The sequence below is a fragment of the Lysinibacillus sp. NPDC086135 genome (assembly GCF_044746345.1).
GTDB lineage: Bacteria > Bacillota > Bacilli > Bacillales_A > Planococcaceae > Lysinibacillus.
The window spans coordinates 52406-69501 of the sequence record NZ_JBIVCA010000023.1 but is presented as its reverse complement, the minus strand read 5'-3'; the positions used below and the strand labels follow the sequence as shown (position 1 = coordinate 69501).

The following is a 17096-nucleotide window of genomic DNA, read 5'->3' as shown; positions in this document are numbered from 1 at the left end:
CGACTAAGGGAATTGTCAATTCAATAAAACCAACCTCCCCTTCAAACCTGCATTAATTAAAAAAACTAATAAAAAAATTACAAGGGAACCTAAATAAATATAGTTCCTCATTCTTATTCTTTAGTACAAATCTCCATAGTCTTTATAAAAGTAAGTGTTTTTTTAAATAACCTGGGCTGAATCTCAGGATATGTTAGAAATTTTGGTAGACTACTAAAAAGTTTTACTTCATCAATTTCAGAAACAGGTAATTGACCAATTTCCTTAATCCTTGCAAAGTATAATCTTCCATAAACTTTTTTTAAGGAATCATCCATTGAATAATCGCAGATTGGTGATAGGTTAATTTCTTTACATCCAGTCTCTTCAAACAACTCTCTTTTTGCCGTTTCATCAATCATCTCACCTGGTTCTCTGTGACCACCAGGTATCTCCCAAGATTGCCGATTAAAATGTCTAACATAAACCCATTGTCCCTGATAATAAGCACTTATCACAGAAAATCCTAACTCTTCTTCATTTACTGAACCAATATCATAAAATTCGATTTTCATTTTTCACCTCATACCTTTTTCATTTGCATAGGTTTTAATTACTCGAATTGTTGATTCTGCGGAATTTGTGCATTAGGACATCGTTTTTTCAACTCTAAAATAAACTTCATTTTATCTTCTGGTAAAATTTTTATACGACCATTGGCTGCCGTTTTATAAAATATTTCCAGCCCCTTATCAGATGATGAAATTAGATAACCAGTATACTTATCTGTCGTAGGAGAAACTCTTGTTATACTTTGATACGGAATCTTACTTTTGAATGGCCCACCTTTGACTAAAAGATAATTTTCATAGAAAACAAACTTAATCGAACTTGCGTACCAAAAAATAAAAACTATTGAAACAATAAAGGCCGTTGACATAATAAAAACAGTTGATAAAGATGTGATGAACGGAAGAAGTGATATAGCGCCAAATATCCAAACCAATAAAAACATAATGATTGTGAAAAAAATATTTGTTTTTGCTTGATAAACCATAATAGTTATCCCACCTTTCTTATTTATCTTTGCTAAATTTAACGAACAGAAATAATAAGTAGATCAAGTCAACCTTATAAGTAATTTAACATTAATTTTTGATGTATCAAACATGAGAGAAATAGATTACAAATAAGTTAGTTAAAAAGCACCGACAATAATGCCGACGCTTGTTCCTTTTATCGAAGTTTTGCTCTTATCAGCCTGGTTATACATAGTAAGCACATCATTGCTCTTTTAAACGCTCTAAAGCTAATTTAAAATCCTGACTTTCCCCTACTTGACGGAAATTTTTAAATGGGTTGCTCACATTTTTCATTCGCTCCAGTACAGCGGGAATAGTAAAGAGGTCTGGTGTTAAATGCTCATTGACTTCTTCCCAGTGTAATGGCGTTGCCACTAACCCCTTTTCGTTGCCACGAGTTGAGTATGGGGCAATAATCGTTTTGCCCTCTGCATGCTGCACATAATCTAAATATAATTTTTGATGTCTATTCTTTTTTAATCGTTCGATTGTATACAATTCCGGCTTTTGCTCACATAAAAAACGACAGACAAATTCAGTAAATACTCGCACCTCTTCATAAGTAAAGGCATTTTCGGGTAACGGTATATATAACTGTATGCCTTTGCCTCCTGATGTTTTAACAAAAGATTGTAGCTTAAAATATTCGATAATTTCCTTTAAATCCAGTGCCCCGGTAACAGCAAGTGAAAATTGCTCAACAGAAGGAGGATCTAAATCAAAAACAATCTCAGTCGGATGCTCAGTTTGCAATGTTTGGAATGGTATGTGCAGCTCTAGTGCAAGCTGATTGCCTATCCACAATAATGCTTCAAGATTGTTGCATACAAGATAATGAATATCGTCCATCCATCCTGTTGCAACAAACTCAGGTTTTTTCTCAGGACTACTTTTTTGATAAAAGCTTTCACCGGGCACTCCATGAGGAAATCGTATTAACGTAAGTGGTCGGTCTCGTAAAAAAGGTAGCAAATACGGAGAAATCATTTGCAAATAATGCAAATAATCATCCTTCGTAATACCGATTTCTGGCCAAACAGGCTTTTCAGGATGCGTAATCTGCACCGAATCAGGAATAGGATAAAGTTGACGTTGCATATGCTGCCAATGACAGTCCTCTGGCAACATCTCCAGCCGGAATGCATGGAAACGCGGTTCTCGACATTTGCTTCCATCGAAATCAATACAGGCAATATCAAGACAAATGGATGGCTCCAGCTTCCATGTTTCATTATTCCTCTGTCCATTTGCTTGAAAAAAAGCAATGAGTGTTTTCCGCTCTTCCTCTGACATTCCATGTTTAAAAATAACTACTTCAACTAGCACTCCCTGTAGATAAATACTGCCATGAAAATAACCATTTCCATGATCATATTTCGTCACTATGACGGTTACATATCTCCAATTCTTTATTTTTAACCAATGGGTCGAGCGTGTATCTTCTATCCATTTACTCGTTTTCTTCTTTGCAACCATTCCCTCTCCATTGTAAATCTTAATAGCCTGCCAAAGGGGCTCACTATGTTCCACACAGTTAATCACTTGCAAAGGACATGAATCCTCATAATTGACAGTCGCCGGGAGCTTTAAAGTTGTAAAAAGCTTAGAAAGTTGCTGTTTGCGTGTTTTTAAATATTTATTGGTCAGCGACTCCCCTTTATAGCTCAGTAAATCAAACGCAATATAATGACAAGGAAAGTCTTTTGCATGCGTAGTAATAACCTCTTTGTTTTGCATCCGCCCTCTTTTTTGGACAAGTGAAAAATCACTTTTAAAGTTATTCGTTAAACAAACTAATTCACCATCCAATGTTAATGGTAAAAACTTTTTAATGTGATTAAATATGCTTTTACAAAAATCAAGTATCTCTGGAAACAGGTGAGTTAAGTTATTGCCATTTCTGCTTATTAGCATCGGCTGTTCGTCCCATACTAACATACATCTAAATCCATCATATTTTGTTTCGTACATCCATTCCTCACCGATAGGCGTTTCGAGCACTTCTGTTAATAGCATTGGTTTCATTTGAATACCTACTTTGCTTTTTACCTTCAGTTTTTGACGATTTCACTTTAAGATACATAAAAATAAGCAAAATATATCATAGTAAGAAAAAACGAGGTGATACAAATGCATACAGTTTGGAAAGGCAGCATCTCATTTGGTCTTGTCAATATACCAGTAAAACTTCATGCTGCAACTGAAAATAAAGACATTAAATTACGACAACTCCATAAAGAATGCCATACCCCTATTAGCTATAAAAAGGTTTGTGAAGGCTGTAACCAAGAAGTAAAAGATGAGGATATTGTTAAAGCATATGAATATGCCAAAAATAAGTTTGTCGTATTAGATCCAGAAGAAATAGAGAACTTGCGGAAGGAAAATGAAGATAAGGCAGTTGAAATCATTGATTTTGTAAAATTAACTGAAATCGATCCTATTTATTTTGAACGTACTTATTTTTTATCCCCTGATTCGACTGGCGGAAAGGCTTATGCCCTATTACGTCAAACATTAGAACAATCTGGAAAAATAGGTGTGGCCAAAATTATTATCCGTTCAAAAGAGCAATTAGCAATTGTCCGTGTTTATCAAAACGCTTTAGTGATGGAAACGATTCATTACCCTGATGAAGTAAGGAGTGTTGGTGATGTTCCAAGTATTCCAAGTGAACAAAACATTGTTCCAAAAGAGCTAGAAACCGCACTCATGTTAGTCGATCAATTAACAACAGAATTTAATCCTGAAAAATATACAGATGACTATCGCAATGCTTTAATGGAGCTTATAGAGGAGAAAAAAGCTACAAATACAATCTCGACAAGCGATAAACGTCCAGTACCTGATAACGTTACGGACTTAATGACAGCTCTTCAAGCCTCATTAGAAAAAACAAAAAAGCCAGCAACAAGAAAACGAGCACCGAGAACGAAAAAAAATGCTTAAAATGTACACGGAAGAAGCGTATCCATTATTTTTGGATATGCTTTTTTTAAAAAATCTGCCTCTTATTTGATACGACCAAAAGCTTGTCATAATATACTCCATATTTGTGATAAAAATTAGGTTTGCCAATCTCCTCAAAATAACGATTCCACTTAAACATTTTAATGAAAATCGTAAAAGTTGGTTTGTAATTGGACTTTTCCAAACCGAGTTTTTGTAGCGTAAATCTTTTTATTATTCGATAGATTCTGATGAAATAACTTGTATCTAAAAAAATAATTAAGTCGGCATTCAAAAAGCTTTGTGCTACCCAGTCCTCATTATGAACGCCCTCAATAATCCACGCATTTGTAAGAATAATATTATTTAAATAATCCACTTTTTGTTGATCGGTCCTTCTAATATCACCGGAATTTTGCCTTATCCAAACAACATTATCTAATTCATAATATGGTATGTTTAATTTCGTGGATAATTCTTTCGCAAAAGTTGTTTTCCCACTAGCAACAGAGCCTATGATATGTATTTTGCGTGGAAATTTCTTGTTCAAAAGAATCCCCCTATCCTTTATAATTTGTTTATTTATTGGTTCATCACTAAAACTTAGGGATGGAAATTTATTAAAAAGAGACATTTTTAAGTAGATTGGAGTGGAGGCTGGGCGACTCCTTGGGGATTAGCGATATAGAGGAACGAAGGCTAAAAGCATCACGTCCTGTGATAACGCCTTCGTGACCAACATCCTGTTGGCCCGAGACCCTGGAGCGAGCCTCGCGAGTGAAGCGGCTCATCGGACGCCCCCAGGAAAGCGCCCAGCCGGAACGGAAATCAACCCACATTTATGCTATTAGTCCATTTTGTAAGAATATTATATTTATTGTACAATATTCTTACAAATAAAGATAAATTTGAAGGAGCTAAATTGTATGTATCAAAATGAGTTTAGTGGAAATTTAGAGAAATATAATAACCCTATTGAATATGATGCACTTCATGAAAATTATAACGTGGATTTATATTTTATTGAAAATCTTCTTAACAAAAATAATGATACGATAATTGAATTAGCCTGTGGCACTGGCCGATTAGCTATTCCGCTTGCCAAGCAGGGATTCAATGTTTATGCAGTAGATATCCATGAAGGGATGCTGCAATTGGCAATTGAAAAAGCGAAAAAGGAGAATGTTAATGTACATTTTACTGTGCAAGACTGTACACAGCTTCAATTACCAATCACATCAAATTTTGTCTTTATGACAGGAAATGCATTTCAACATTTTTTAAGTAATGAAAGTCAAAATGCTTTATTCCATTCCGTTAAAAAGCACTTACATCCAGGAGGAGAATTTGTATTCGATACGAGAAATGCTATTCTAAGTGAACTGTCTATTGTGGATGAATACGAAGAAAGTTCAGTCAATAGCGAAGGTGGAAAACTAACTATTCAGCAAGCATCGTGAAGAATATGACCCTACCACACAAATCTTAACTTGCCGTTCTATAAATAAGCTAGAACACGCTACTTTCGAAGATTCAATTCGACTTCGCTATACATATCCATTGGAAATGAAGAGGCTATTAGAACAACATGGGTTCGAAGTGTTACACATATATGGATCATGGAACAAAAATGACTTTACAAAAGATAGTCCATCAATGATTGTACACGCACGTTTACTAAAATAAAACAAAAACGAACACCAGTTCCGACATTCTGTTATAATTAAGAAAAAATTAGGAGCTAAGTAGATGATAAACATTCGTGAACGCATGGAGCATTACCGTATAGCTGGCCTAAGTCTAGTAGCTATCGATAAGGGAAAAATCAGTAACACAGGTCATTTCGGTGTTCTGGAGGCAGGTACCGATAAAAAAGTTAATGAACATACCGTTTTTAATGCTTGCTCGATCAGTAAGTTTCTAACAAGTATTTTAGTGATGAAATTAGTGGAACAAGGGATGGTAGATTTAGATGAAGATGTTAATAAAAAATTAGTTTCATGGAAGATTCCTGACAATCCATTGACAAAGCACAAAAAAGTTACATTACGCAACTTACTATGTCATCAATCTGGTATTGTGGACCCTGAGGGCAGTTTTATGGAACTAGAATCTTTTCACGAAATACCGTCCATGGTGGAAATATTGAATGGTACAACTCCTTATTGCGCAACTTCAATCGAAGTGACTTCTGAGCCTGAAAGTAAATTTCACTATTCTGATGCAGGCTTTTGTCTTATTCAATTATTAATTGAAGATATAACGCAAAAACCTTTTTCTCATCTCATGGACAATATTATTTTTAAACCACTGTGCATGACGAACAGTACATTCTCTACTTCTCTTTCAACATCAAATTTAGATAATTTCGCATGTGGTCACGATCGAAGTGGGGCATTAATTCCAGGGAACTATTCTATTTACCCTTATATTGCGGCTTGTGGTATATGGACTACCCCAAGCGATTTAACAAAATTATTACTGGATGTAATGACAGTTGTTAAAGGACAAAGTAAAATTGGCATTACGACAAAACAACTAAATGAACTGTGCCGTCCACAGGGATGTAAAGAATGGGCGGGCCTTGGGGTATTTCTAGATGGCACGGGCGAAAAGCTCGAATTTTCTTCTCTTGGCTGGGGTACTGGGTTTCAATGTATGCTAGTAGCCTATCCACACCTCGAACAAGGAATTGTTATGATGACCAATACTGATACAGGTACGCATCAAATGAAGGGTATCATGGGTGAAATCTACCATTCGCATGACTAAAAACAGAAAAAGAGGCTATCATTCAGCCTCTTTCTTCACCTCATAATGCATTTGCACCATTTGCCCACAGCGTTGTGTATTGACTAACTTCAAATCTTGATGTGGGTTATGATCCTTAAACAGTGGAATTCCAGAGCCTAAAAGATGCGGTGTAACTGTAATAATTATTTCATCTATTAACGCTTCCTTCATGAAGGCATCTAGAATTTCTGCCCCACCAACCATCCAAATTTTCGAGCCATCCTGTTCCCTTAATTTTTTTGTAAACGCTACAACATCTTCATTCACAAACTCAACATGTTCGTTTTTACCAGATCGTGATGTTGTGAATACATAACATTTCTTATCGGGATATGGAAAAGACTCAATATGGTCTACAACGTAATCATACGTTCTCTTGCCCATAATAATAGTATCGATGGATTGATACATGTCTGAATAGCCAGCATCTCCTTCCCCCTCTGTTTCTTCTAGCCATTGTAAATCATCATTCTCTTTCGCAATAAATCCATCCATACTAGTCGCAATAAATAAAATGATTTCTCGTGACATACTGTCATCTCCTTTTCTTTTTTGTAAAAATCATGAACAATATTTATACTATACACAATACATGACAACTACTGGCATGATTAAAAGAAAAGGTGAGAAAATGTCAAAAGCACAACGTTTATTAGATATCCTGCTGTTTGTTAGTGCAAAAAAGAAATTTACCGCTCAGGAAATTGCTGATGAATTCAATATATCGATTCGTACGGTTCATCGCTATATTTTAGATTTAAGTGATATGGGCTTGTCTATTTACGCTGAACAAGGGCGAAACGGTGGCTATACTGTTCTATCGAGCAGACTTCTTCCCCCTATTTTATTTACAGAAGATGAAGCAGTTTCAATTTTCTTTGCGTTTCAATCACTGCACTATTATCGTGATTTACCTTTTAATACGGAAAGTAAGTCCGCTTCTCATAAGCTTTATAACTCGCTTCAGAAGGAGGCGAAGCGGAAAGTGGATAAACTTCAATCCTATATCGCGTTTTGGAATCCTAAACGAGCGATTGAAACACCTTTATTGAAAGCTGTTTTAGAGCTAGCTATTGAAAACAAAAATCTACATATTCAATATGAATCTAAATCGGGTACAACAACGAAACATATTCATCCTATTGGTGTTTACGCACATGATGGATTATGGTATATGCCCGCCTTTGATTTCACTAAACAAAAAATATTATTGTTTCGTGTAGATCGTATTCTTTCTATCGTAAAAAGCGAAGAAAACAAAGAGGAAATTTTTAATCTAGAGGAGTGGTTTGGCAACACCTATGAGATTAAACAACCCATTCGTTTACATGTACTATTATCAAGGGAAGGTGTACGACAATGCAAAAGCGAACCAAACCTTGAAGACTTAGTCGTCATCAATGAAGATGGCACAGGCTATATCGATTCCATGATAGACAAAGGTGAACTAAATTTTATAAGTCCCCTCTTTTATCGACTTTGTATGCATGCTCAAATTATAGAACCAAAAGAATTAATCAATATTTTACGACAGCAGGCAAAGGACATCCTATCTATATATCCAGAAAATGATTAATGTTAAATGACGATTTTGTAAGATTGGCGTAACATTCATCGTTACTACTTTATGGACAATTTTCTTATACTTAGTAAGTAAGGAGGAGAAAAAATGCAACCAATTGAATTAAACAAACGAATTGATACATTAGATTATTTAAGAGGATTTGCTTTATTAGGAATTATTTTAGTAAATATTCCGGCATTATTATGGATTAAAACACCGGACACATCTATAGATATTGCATATAATAGATTTTTAATATTATTTGTGGAAGGTAAGTTTTTCTCGATTTTTTCATTTTTATTTGGTGTAGGATTTTATATTTTTATTTCCCGAGCAATGGCTAAAAATAATAACGCCTATCTTTTATTTATTAGAAGAATTATTATTTTATTGTTAATCGGGCTTGTACATTTTTATTTCCAACCTGGAGAAGCATTAACCGTCTATGCAATTTTCGGGCTAATTGCATTACCATTTTACAAAGTTCGTAAAGAAATAAACGTCACTTTAGGGCTTATCCTATTAGCCGTAACAGCGTATTATGGCATCAAAATCGCTATGCCGTTTCCACTAATTTTACTAGGATTAGCTGCTGGGCAATATCGAATTTTTGAAAAGATCCATGACAATCGTAAAAGCATATTAACCTTTACAGTTATTATGTTCATGATTAGCATAGGTGGCTTGCTGTATCAATGGAATTATGTCCCCGAGGCAATGGTGAACATTGACAATATGACAACGGATGAAATTACAGAACATATGACAAACATTGAAAAATTTTCATTAATCGGTCTTCAATTTAGCCCTTTTGTATCGGCATTTTATGTAGGTTTATTAATGTTATTACTTAAACTTCCTTTATGCCAGACCTTACTTTCACCATTAAAAGACTATGGCCGAATGGCATTATCAAATTATTTAGGGCAAACAGCGCTCATCTTACTAATTGGCAATGCTTTTGACCTTATTGGCAATATTCGTTTTATCCAATCTCTTTGGATTTGCATAAGCATTTACATTTTCCAATTACTGTTTAGCAAAATTTGGCTTAAATACTTTAAATTTGGACCATTAGAATGGTTGTGGCGAATGGGTACTTATTGGACAGTACCTTCATTGCTAAAAACTTCTAATTTTAAGGCACGCTCCTAACCAAAAAACTTAAAATGACAAATACCTAACAATTAGTTTTAATTCTTCATAAAATAGTAATGTACCTAATTCGCTTCCAACTTGCTCAGACAATGGGCAAGACACACACCCCCATCATTAATTCTTTACTTTTTGGTCACTTTTCTTAGGAAAAGTGACCTTTTTTCTATTTTACTTTAAATAAAAAGCCGACAAAATCATAAAGATTTTGTCGGTAGTCTGCTTATTTAGCAGCCCAAATATCTATTTCTAATTTAATATCAGGGAGTCCTAAAGCAGTAATATAGGCTATCGTCATAGAAGGATAGGGATTTCCAAACATCGATTCCCATTGTTGATCGAAGTCATCCCAATCAATTTCTTCTGTTGCCCAAATATTGGCCTTCACGACATTGTCTGCATTAAGTCCCTCTGCCTCTAATATAAGTTGAATATTTTTCAACGTATTTTTAACCTGCTCAGATAGTGATGATGGCAACTCACCGCTAACCCCTACTCCAATCTGTCCAGATAATGCATACATTGTTGCATTCTTAGGGATTATTGTAAGATGACTGTAATTGCCAACTGGGCTAGGTACTTGGATAGGATTTTTGCGTGTTATTTTATGATTCATAGTTATTCTCCTTTAGGTTTGTATTTTCTAAAAAAGGGCAGACTCGTCCCTTAAAACTCAATTTTAGAAAAAAACAGCTGTTGAGAATCCAATACCCATACTTAAAAAACGCATTGATCTTTTTTTCATTTGGATTCTCCCCCTTACCTAAAGTATTCTCAATTTACCATGTTTTTCATAAACAATCAAATCTCTACATTTTTAATTCATTTTGCTTTTTGGTGAAAATCTTAACTATCCCCAATAATAAATAAATCACGCTTGCCACTATAACACTATAAAATAACACAGTGATTGAGGTTGGACCCCATACTTTAATAAACGCCCAATTTGATCCCTCTAATAAAATTTTTGGGGACATACTAATAAGTGCAAAGATTATTGCCACACTTACAGAATGCAAGATTAATAATAAGGTCCTTTTCATATTTAAAGCTACTTTAATTCGTTGTTTTTTAATAATTTCTCTCAAGGTTGTTAACAATAGAATGCTTAAAAACATCCCAAAGCCTACAATAATCACGCATAAAAGTGAAACAGTTTTATCCAGTTTCTGAAGGCTATCTGAATGAACAGTATCAACCGTTTTCCCTTCCCATAAATCCATCACACCTTGACCTATCGCCGTTGTATAGCTCGAGTTCATATTAGATAATATGGCAACTCCCAATTGTTCATCAGGCTGCATCATAAAATAAGATGTAAATGTTGGATTTTCGCCGGCATGAAATAAATATTGTTTTTTGTCTCTTTCTATAACTCCCCACCCACTAGCGTAGTATGTATCCTTATCGAAAGGTTCTACAGATTGATCTGGGGTATGTGATTCTTGAATAATTTTTTTATCAATCGAATAAATTTGGCTATTGCCTAACTGTAGCTTTAACCATTTTGCTATATCATTTATGTTACTTATTATATACCCAGCAGGCACATTTCCACGGTAGATAGGTGGTGTATAATCCTGCTCTTTCATAAGCCCTATCTTATATCCTGACGCCATCTCATTAGATTTAACTTGATGAAGTCCAACAAATGAATCCTTCATATTAATCGGCTCTAATAGATGCTGTTTGATATACATATCAAAGGGTTGTTTTGAAACTTTTTCAATAACTAGGCCCAAAACATCATAATTGAGTGTTGCATATTCGTATGAACTACCCGGTTGTCTATTTAAAAGTTGATCAAGCAATTTTTTGACGGTCAACTCAAGAGCATTCGGTTCATTACTTTTTGGAATATTATATATAGTGTTAGTAGCTATGCCACTTGTATGATATAGAAACTGATTAATAGTAATTGACTGTGGCTTGCCATTATATTTTAACTTTAACCATGGGATATACTTTTGGACATCATCAGAACGTTTTAGTAAGCCTTCCCTTTCCAATTGGAGAATGGCTAGTCCTGTGAATGCTTTCGATGTAGATCCTAGTTCAAATAATGTATTAGAGGTAACTGGTGTTTTTGACTGAACATCGGCATATCCAAAGCCTTTTTCATAAACCGTTTTCCCCTTCTCAACAATTACTACCGATATTCCAGGAATTTTACTAATCGCCTTTTGTTCTTTAACAAATTGATCAATCTTCTGAATTTTTTCAGTTGAATCTGCATTTGCTATTTTAGGCGTTATACTATATAAGAAGACAATCATAGCTAATATAAACGGATAGATTTTTAATGATGGTTTCATTTTCATTTCTCCTTTAAGCTGGGTACAAGGTTCTAAACTTCCTTAACGACTTTGTTAACTATAACAAGGAATTAATACGATATCCATTGTTTTACATGACAAATAACATCACAACATGACAGTTTTGTAACGTACCGTGCTTATAGAAAATCTTGAATAAAAGCAAAAAGATCAACTACCCATAAAAAATGAGAGCCGACCTTTTTTGCTGACCGTTAAAATTTAAATTTCTGCCCTAAAAGCTTTCCCTAGCTGGTGCCCAAGTCCAAAATAATGGCGGAAATTATAAATGAGTGGACTCCATTTATTTGGATCAATATAATTTTCTTTAACGATAATTTCCTTATGAGCATGTACATGTATTACTTGTGTCTCAACAATGGCAAAAAAGGAAGCATAATCAGGGATTCGAATATGTTTTACTCTTGCCTCAAGTTGAATTGGACACTCCGCAATTCTTGTAGGCTTTACTGATTTAGACTCGTTAGGTGTTAAATTACTAATTTCATATTTATCTTTTTCAAATGTGAATCCATTTGCTCTCTTATACTCAGGAACGGGTTTTTTTCCTGTAAATGGCGCTAAATTTTCTACATTCCCCCATAATGAAGGACCTGGAACATTAATGACACATTCAGGATGTCGTTCTAAATTTTCAATAGCCTTTCCCCCAAGCCCAATTCCTAAAATAATACAATCTCCTAAAGCCCATGATGACGAAAGAGGGCTAATATTTACTGAGTCATCTTCATTTAGCGTAGTTAATAAAATTACAGGTGTCCCGTAGTAAAGAATTTTTGGATTAATCATTTCTGTGTTAGCAATTTGAGTCATTTTATCTCCTCCTATCCGTACTTTCAATTTCTATAGTACAAGATAGATATTTCGATTTTCATCGAAATATGGATTACATTTCTTTCTTCTAGATGCACTTTGGCATGGAGAAAAAGATGATATATGGGCAAAATACTAAAATTACAAGAGTAAAATTTTTGATGAAAAAATAAATGACCAGGCTCAAAATGAATTGAGTATCTGGTCATTGCCTTTTACGCACTTACGGTATTTTTTTTATGTAAAAGCTATACTTTTTTCTAATTAGTAGGAACATTTTTTATAAATGGTGAAAACTTCTCATCAAATTTAGTCGGTGAAAACTTAATTAATTCGTATTCAGCAATTTTATTTTTATAAAAAGGATCTTCTTCTATCATTTCTTTTACAGCGTCCTCTGCGTGGCAATTTACTAAAATAACACCACCAACTCTAGGTCCACGACGTCCAGAAAAGATAAAATGACCTTCTTTATAATGTCTATCTAAAAAGTCAATGTGCTGTTGCAGAAAAGCGTCTACAACACTTAATGGTTGTACATATTTTACAAGAACAATGAACATTATCATAACTTCCTTTGTTAATGATTATCGTCTATTTTTAATAACAACTTCAGTTACAGCTAACGCTTTTCTTGGTTTAATATTTTCCATAATAATATCCGCGATGTCATTAGGATCCATTAATGTCTTAGTTTTTTCCTCGGTAAACACACCGTCCCAAAATTCTGTTCTCATGCCTCCCATGTACACAGCACATACATTAATAGCGGTATCGCTTAATTCAAGTGCAAGACTCTCTGTAAATCCACGTACACCAAATTTACTAGCACAATAAACAGATTCTGTTACTTTTCCTTCTAAACCAGCTGTAGAAACGATATTGACGATTGTTCCTTCATTGCGTTCTTTCATACCTTTTAGTACTTCTTGTGTGCAAAAAATTGTTCCTTTTAAGTTAATATCAATCATTTGATGAACTGAATCCTCATTCAAGTTTTCAGCTTTATCAAAATAGCCAACACCAGCATTATTAATTAGTAATGGAATTGATCCAAAATCATCTTGTATAGAACGCATTATTTGAGTAACCATTTGTTTCGAAGTAACATCAACCTCATAAATAGAATAGCCATTGGTTAAAGTTTTAGCCGTATTCTCAAGCTTTGATTTCGTACGGCCGAGTAAACAAATGTGATTGCCTAAAGACGAGTATTTTTTAGCAAGTGCTGCACCTAAACCACTGCCAGCCCCTGTTATAACAACGATATTTTTGCTCATATTGATCATCCTCTCTCGCAGTTAATTATACCAGAAGCAGAACGCTAAATTGTATCAATACTCCCGCCCTATTCAATTTTTAAAAAAATCTATGAGAGCACTAAAGAAACTAACGCAAAATGAATTGAATATGATACCTAAAAGCTAACTACTCTCTAATCAATAGTAGTTATTTCTTTTAAAAACCTCAAACAGCAAAAAAGACTAAAGAACTATAACGATATTTATTCATTTCGATGCATATAAGTTCCAATTCATTTAAACCCCCATGTCAATCAACACTTTTATGTCATTTTTTGGTTATTCAATACATATAATATTATATTTATTAATAAAACGACATAATTTCATCGAACACAGAATATAATTCTGGAGGGTGTTAAATGAATACAATTAAATCGTTAATTTTCCCCCAAGACTTGCATAGATTAAGCAAAACTCAACTCAAAGAAATTTGTAATAAATTGACTTTAGAAACAACTGGCAATGTAAATGAATTAGCAAGTAGAGTGTGGAACTCTTTTGATCATATTGAAGGCGATGTTCTTAAAATGATAAGCAATAATATTTTCTCCGGAGCAGTTTCTTTAGCTTGGTATCAGGCGACAAATAATACTGGTTTAATCGGATTTAAACAAAGTATTATTGATAAAATGCCATTTAACCCTTTCGAAAAAGTAGTTACACCAAACAGCGAAAATGTTCCTATTGATCCTGCGATTATTGCCGCTGCTGAAATCGAAGGTTCTCAAGCATATTATTTAAGATTTATTCATAGAACTGGTGTTAATGTTGATTACTTTTTAGCTAACCGAAGAGAATACATTAAACACGAAATAACAACAGTTTATATTGATGAAGACAAGGGAATAATTGAAGTACGAGCAAGTTCAGCTGTTGCCAAAAAAATCATTGCTTGGTTAACTAAAATAGTCGATGATAAATATGAATTCAAACAACATGATTTGTTAGAGAAGTATGGGGGTACTCTTGAGTCTTTAGCTGATACACTTCAAGGAAGGCTTATTGATGCTACAGGAAGACCAGCAGGATCCGTAAATACATTTGAAGAAACACAGGGCCAATCAATTGTGAGTATACTTTCTGCAATTGACGAATACTATACTAATGGTGAATTATCCATTCTAGAGCAAAATTTAAATAGCGAAGATATTACTGGCATTTTAGAAACAACACCTTTTACGCTGCTCCTTTTAAGTGGTCTTGAAACAATAGGATTAGGTAGTATTAGAGAACTAAGAGGTTTACCTTTATACAATTATTTAGAACCTTATCTATCCAAACAAAAAGGATCCATATTATTTGAACATAGTGTTGATGGCGTGGAACAAGAATATTCTATACGAATCGGTGTCAATACAAAGACATTTAAGTTCAATGCATTTGCGTCTGAACCTGTATTGGATTATATTAGAGAAAAATTGATTTACCAAATTTATTCTGCGAGGTAAAAGTATTGAGCAATTTAAAGCCATGGGAAATTTCTCAAAAAATAGATAATGCACTTGAGGCAATTGCTATCAGTAAGGTTGGAAAATTTTACCATAGTTATATTGCAAAAATAACTAACTTACCTCTTGGAGTAGTTATTGATACATTATCTGAATTAGAAAAAAAAGAAGCGCTCGTTATAAAATTAGAATTTCACTGCGAGGAATGTAGTAGAAGTATATTAACTGCTAATAAATCTGAACTTGACAATATTGATTCCATTCCTTGCAAGTATTGTGGTACAGAAAACTGTTTTGATCCTTTAAACGCCATTCCAATAATCGAATTAAGTGATGATTTCAGACAAAGTTTTTCAAAAAAAAAATTAATAACAAAACGGAAAATGTCGGGTTAAGTAAGCAAAATAAACCTGAGAGTTTAAGAGAAATTATCGGTATTTTAGCCGAAGAAAATTCTGATCAATTATTAGAGAAAGTATCAAAGCTCGGGAAAGTTACTATTATCTTAGGAGATGGTTATATGGGTGATTCTAGTAAATATGGTGGTTTAACTTTTGGAGAAAACAAAGGTAATATAACTATTGAAAACAATGGTACACTCAATCAAGGGATAGCTAGCCTGCCTAATGACATTATCAATGCTTTACAACAGCTTCATGAAGAAATTCAACACCTAGCTGAGGAACAACGAGAGATTGCGGAAGCTAATTTTGAACTCCTTCAAACTCATATAGAAAATGGAGATAAAGAGAAAGCTAAAAAACCATTAGAGAAATTAACTAGTATACTAGGTGTTATTAGCTCTATTGTATCGATCGCTTCTGCCATAGGACTTGGTATTCCTTTAAAATAATTAAATAGAGAACAAAAAGAAAAACCAGAAAGGAAAAATCCATTCCGGTTAAAATCTAACTTTTGGGGTTCACTACATTTTTTTTTTAGTGACTTTTTTTATTAAGCTGTTTTTGAAAAGATTGTTGCTGTTAAAATTAAAAGGCAGATTTAATCTACAAAATGTGTAGGATAAATTCTGCCTTTTTGTTTGGATATATAGTTAAATGAAATCTATTCTTCATAAATTTGCGGATTATCGTATAAATAGTGGAATACCTTATTTTTTTCATCAAATCGACCAAGGTATGCCAAAGGGATTTAGTGAAGAAGTATGGTCAGATACTAAAGAAAAAGCAATACAAGTTACAGTTGAGCATTTTAAAAACGAAAACAATATTGAAGTTAAAATAAATGAAGTTAGTTCTTCAGGTGAACTTACATTGTAATAAAAAATGGATGATTATCTTTATATACACATTTTAAAAATTCCTCTTTAAAGTCATCATTTCTTATCAGTTTTAATGCATCTTCAATTCCTAAAAAAAAACGACCTCTAAACTTTCTTTACTTGTTTTTAAACTTCCATTTATAGGTGTTCCTAACCACCGTATATTACATATATTTCCCTTCAACTCTTGTGAAACTCCACAAAATTCAATAATATCAATGATTATTCCTGATTCTTCTTTAACCTCTCTAACTACTGCATTCTTTATATTTTCATTTTCTTCTACAATCCCACCTGGTAACTCCCAATTCTTTTTTTAATAAAATCCTCTTATGTTCATCCAGAACTACTGCACCTGATGTAATAATAAATTTATTCATAGAAACACCAC

Annotated in this window: 20 protein-coding genes; 9 read left to right on the top strand and 11 right to left on the bottom strand. The window is 33.8% G+C overall.

The window, feature by feature from the left end; all coding sequences use genetic code 11:
- Window positions 1-113: 113 nt before the first annotated feature.
- From ACIPKN_RS23160 to ACIPKN_RS23150, 3 genes are all read right to left on the bottom strand, one after another.
- Entirely contained in the window at window positions 114-554 is a 441-nt protein-coding gene (locus ACIPKN_RS23160) for an NUDIX hydrolase (protein ID WP_400940658.1), read from the bottom strand.
- Window positions 555-592: 38 nt separating this feature from the next.
- Window positions 593-1036 (bottom strand): PH domain-containing protein, encoded by a 444-nt coding sequence (locus ACIPKN_RS23155; RefSeq protein WP_400940655.1) that lies wholly within the window; start codon window positions 1034-1036, stop codon window positions 593-595.
- 226 nt (window positions 1037-1262) lie between these two features.
- Window positions 1263-3086 (bottom strand): DNA ligase D, encoded by a 1824-nt coding sequence (locus ACIPKN_RS23150; RefSeq protein WP_400940652.1) that lies wholly within the window; start codon window positions 3084-3086, stop codon window positions 1263-1265.
- A 105-nt stretch (window positions 3087-3191) separates the two neighbouring features.
- On the opposite strand from ACIPKN_RS23150, the gene ku reads away from it, so the two are divergent.
- A complete protein-coding gene (ku, locus tag ACIPKN_RS23145) occupies window positions 3192-4010 on the top strand; it encodes a non-homologous end joining protein Ku (RefSeq protein ID WP_400940649.1) in 819 nt (272 codons plus the stop codon).
- 46 nt (window positions 4011-4056) lie between these two features.
- On the opposite strand, the gene ACIPKN_RS23140 is transcribed toward ku, so the two are convergent.
- Entirely contained in the window at window positions 4057-4560 is a 504-nt protein-coding gene (locus ACIPKN_RS23140) for an AAA family ATPase (RefSeq protein ID WP_400940646.1), read from the bottom strand.
- Window positions 4561-4936: 376 nt separating this feature from the next.
- On the opposite strand from ACIPKN_RS23140, the gene ACIPKN_RS23135 reads away from it, so the two are divergent.
- The gene (locus ACIPKN_RS23135; protein ID WP_400940643.1) at window positions 4937-5470 is read left to right on the top strand and encodes a class I SAM-dependent methyltransferase; all 534 of its coding nucleotides are present in this window, start codon (window positions 4937-4939) and stop codon (window positions 5468-5470) included.
- 289 nt (window positions 5471-5759) lie between these two features.
- Window positions 5760-6782, top strand: coding sequence for a serine hydrolase domain-containing protein (locus ACIPKN_RS23130; protein ID WP_400940640.1), 1023 nt, complete (start codon window positions 5760-5762; stop codon window positions 6780-6782).
- Between the two features lie 18 nt (window positions 6783-6800).
- On the opposite strand, the gene ACIPKN_RS23125 is transcribed toward ACIPKN_RS23130, so the two are convergent.
- Window positions 6801-7334 carry a dihydrofolate reductase family protein gene (locus ACIPKN_RS23125; protein WP_400940637.1) on the bottom strand — a complete coding sequence of 178 codons (534 nt, stop codon included), beginning with the start codon at window positions 7332-7334 and terminating at the stop codon, window positions 6801-6803.
- A gap of 100 nt (window positions 7335-7434) precedes the next feature.
- Between ACIPKN_RS23125 and ACIPKN_RS23120 the strand changes: the two genes are divergently transcribed.
- Together ACIPKN_RS23120 and ACIPKN_RS23115 are read left to right on the top strand one after the other, a co-directional pair.
- Window positions 7435-8379, top strand: a complete 945-nt coding sequence (locus ACIPKN_RS23120; RefSeq protein ID WP_400940634.1) for a helix-turn-helix transcriptional regulator — start codon at window positions 7435-7437, stop codon at window positions 8377-8379.
- A gap of 93 nt (window positions 8380-8472) precedes the next feature.
- On the top strand, window positions 8473-9522 hold the full coding sequence (locus ACIPKN_RS23115; protein ID WP_400940631.1) for a DUF418 domain-containing protein: 1050 nt from the start codon (window positions 8473-8475) through the stop codon (window positions 9520-9522).
- 223 nt (window positions 9523-9745) lie between these two features.
- On the opposite strand, the gene ACIPKN_RS23110 is transcribed toward ACIPKN_RS23115, so the two are convergent.
- The 5 genes from ACIPKN_RS23110 to ACIPKN_RS23090 form a co-directional block, all read right to left on the bottom strand.
- Window positions 9746-10138, bottom strand: coding sequence for a RidA family protein (locus ACIPKN_RS23110; protein ID WP_142510627.1), 393 nt, complete (start codon window positions 10136-10138; stop codon window positions 9746-9748).
- Between the two features lie 193 nt (window positions 10139-10331).
- Window positions 10332-11843: a serine hydrolase domain-containing protein gene (locus ACIPKN_RS23105; RefSeq protein ID WP_400940627.1), complete on the bottom strand. Its 1512-nt coding sequence runs from the start codon at window positions 11841-11843 to the stop codon at window positions 10332-10334.
- A 216-nt stretch (window positions 11844-12059) separates the two neighbouring features.
- A complete protein-coding gene (locus ACIPKN_RS23100) occupies window positions 12060-12671 on the bottom strand; it encodes a flavin reductase family protein (protein ID WP_400940624.1) in 612 nt (203 codons plus the stop codon).
- Window positions 12672-12931: 260 nt separating this feature from the next.
- Window positions 12932-13234, bottom strand: a complete 303-nt coding sequence (locus ACIPKN_RS23095; RefSeq protein WP_400940622.1) for a YciI family protein — start codon at window positions 13232-13234, stop codon at window positions 12932-12934.
- 24 nt (window positions 13235-13258) lie between these two features.
- Window positions 13259-13951, bottom strand: a complete 693-nt coding sequence (locus ACIPKN_RS23090; RefSeq protein ID WP_400940619.1) for an SDR family oxidoreductase — start codon at window positions 13949-13951, stop codon at window positions 13259-13261.
- 383 nt (window positions 13952-14334) lie between these two features.
- Here ACIPKN_RS23090 and ACIPKN_RS23085 point away from each other — a divergent pair, with 383 nt between their 5' ends.
- The 4 genes from ACIPKN_RS23085 to ACIPKN_RS23070 all read left to right on the top strand — a co-directional run bounded on the left by ACIPKN_RS23085 (window position 14335) and on the right by ACIPKN_RS23070 (window position 16703).
- Entirely contained in the window at window positions 14335-15423 is a 1089-nt protein-coding gene (locus tag ACIPKN_RS23085) for a hypothetical protein (protein WP_400940616.1), read from the top strand.
- 5 nt (window positions 15424-15428) lie between these two features.
- Complete coding sequence (locus ACIPKN_RS23080; RefSeq protein WP_142510632.1) at window positions 15429-15818, top strand: hypothetical protein; 390 nt, start codon at window positions 15429-15431, stop codon at window positions 15816-15818.
- A 125-nt stretch (window positions 15819-15943) separates the two neighbouring features.
- Complete coding sequence (locus ACIPKN_RS23075; RefSeq protein ID WP_400940612.1) at window positions 15944-16276, top strand: hypothetical protein; 333 nt, start codon at window positions 15944-15946, stop codon at window positions 16274-16276.
- A gap of 205 nt (window positions 16277-16481) precedes the next feature.
- A complete protein-coding gene (locus tag ACIPKN_RS23070; protein WP_400940609.1) occupies window positions 16482-16703 on the top strand; it encodes a hypothetical protein in 222 nt (73 codons plus the stop codon).
- Window positions 16704-16793: 90 nt separating this feature from the next.
- On the opposite strand, the gene ACIPKN_RS23065 is transcribed toward ACIPKN_RS23070, so the two are convergent.
- Window positions 16794-16973 (bottom strand): NUDIX hydrolase, encoded by a 180-nt coding sequence (locus ACIPKN_RS23065; RefSeq protein WP_400940696.1) that lies wholly within the window; start codon window positions 16971-16973, stop codon window positions 16794-16796.
- Window positions 16974-17096: the final 123 nt, after the last annotated feature.

Coding starts and splice junctions, on each gene's coding strand:
- ACIPKN_RS23160 (WP_400940658.1), bottom strand. CDS start 554: ATGAAAATCGAATTTTATGATATTGGTTCAGTAAATGAAGAAGAGTTA.
- ACIPKN_RS23155 (WP_400940655.1), bottom strand. CDS start 1,036: ATGGTTTATCAAGCAAAAACAAATATTTTTTTCACAATCATTATGTTT.
- ACIPKN_RS23150 (WP_400940652.1), bottom strand. CDS start 3,086: ATGAAACCAATGCTATTAACAGAAGTGCTCGAAACGCCTATCGGTGAG.
- ku (WP_400940649.1), top strand. CDS start 3,192: ATGCATACAGTTTGGAAAGGCAGCATCTCATTTGGTCTTGTCAATATA.
- ACIPKN_RS23135 (WP_400940643.1), top strand. CDS start 4,937: ATGTATCAAAATGAGTTTAGTGGAAATTTAGAGAAATATAATAACCCT.
- ACIPKN_RS23130 (WP_400940640.1), top strand. CDS start 5,760: ATGATAAACATTCGTGAACGCATGGAGCATTACCGTATAGCTGGCCTA.
- ACIPKN_RS23125 (WP_400940637.1), bottom strand. CDS start 7,334: ATGTCACGAGAAATCATTTTATTTATTGCGACTAGTATGGATGGATTT.
- ACIPKN_RS23120 (WP_400940634.1), top strand. CDS start 7,435: ATGTCAAAAGCACAACGTTTATTAGATATCCTGCTGTTTGTTAGTGCA.
- ACIPKN_RS23115 (WP_400940631.1), top strand. CDS start 8,473: ATGCAACCAATTGAATTAAACAAACGAATTGATACATTAGATTATTTA.
- ACIPKN_RS23110 (WP_142510627.1), bottom strand. CDS start 10,138: ATGAATCATAAAATAACACGCAAAAATCCTATCCAAGTACCTAGCCCA.
- ACIPKN_RS23105 (WP_400940627.1), bottom strand. CDS start 11,843: ATGAAAATGAAACCATCATTAAAAATCTATCCGTTTATATTAGCTATG.
- ACIPKN_RS23100 (WP_400940624.1), bottom strand. CDS start 12,671: ATGACTCAAATTGCTAACACAGAAATGATTAATCCAAAAATTCTTTAC.
- ACIPKN_RS23095 (WP_400940622.1), bottom strand. CDS start 13,234: ATGTTCATTGTTCTTGTAAAATATGTACAACCATTAAGTGTTGTAGAC.
- ACIPKN_RS23090 (WP_400940619.1), bottom strand. CDS start 13,951: ATGAGCAAAAATATCGTTGTTATAACAGGGGCTGGCAGTGGTTTAGGT.
- ACIPKN_RS23085 (WP_400940616.1), top strand. CDS start 14,335: ATGAATACAATTAAATCGTTAATTTTCCCCCAAGACTTGCATAGATTA.
- ACIPKN_RS23075 (WP_400940612.1), top strand. CDS start 15,944: ATGGGTGATTCTAGTAAATATGGTGGTTTAACTTTTGGAGAAAACAAA.
- ACIPKN_RS23070 (WP_400940609.1), top strand. CDS start 16,482: ATGAAATCTATTCTTCATAAATTTGCGGATTATCGTATAAATAGTGGA.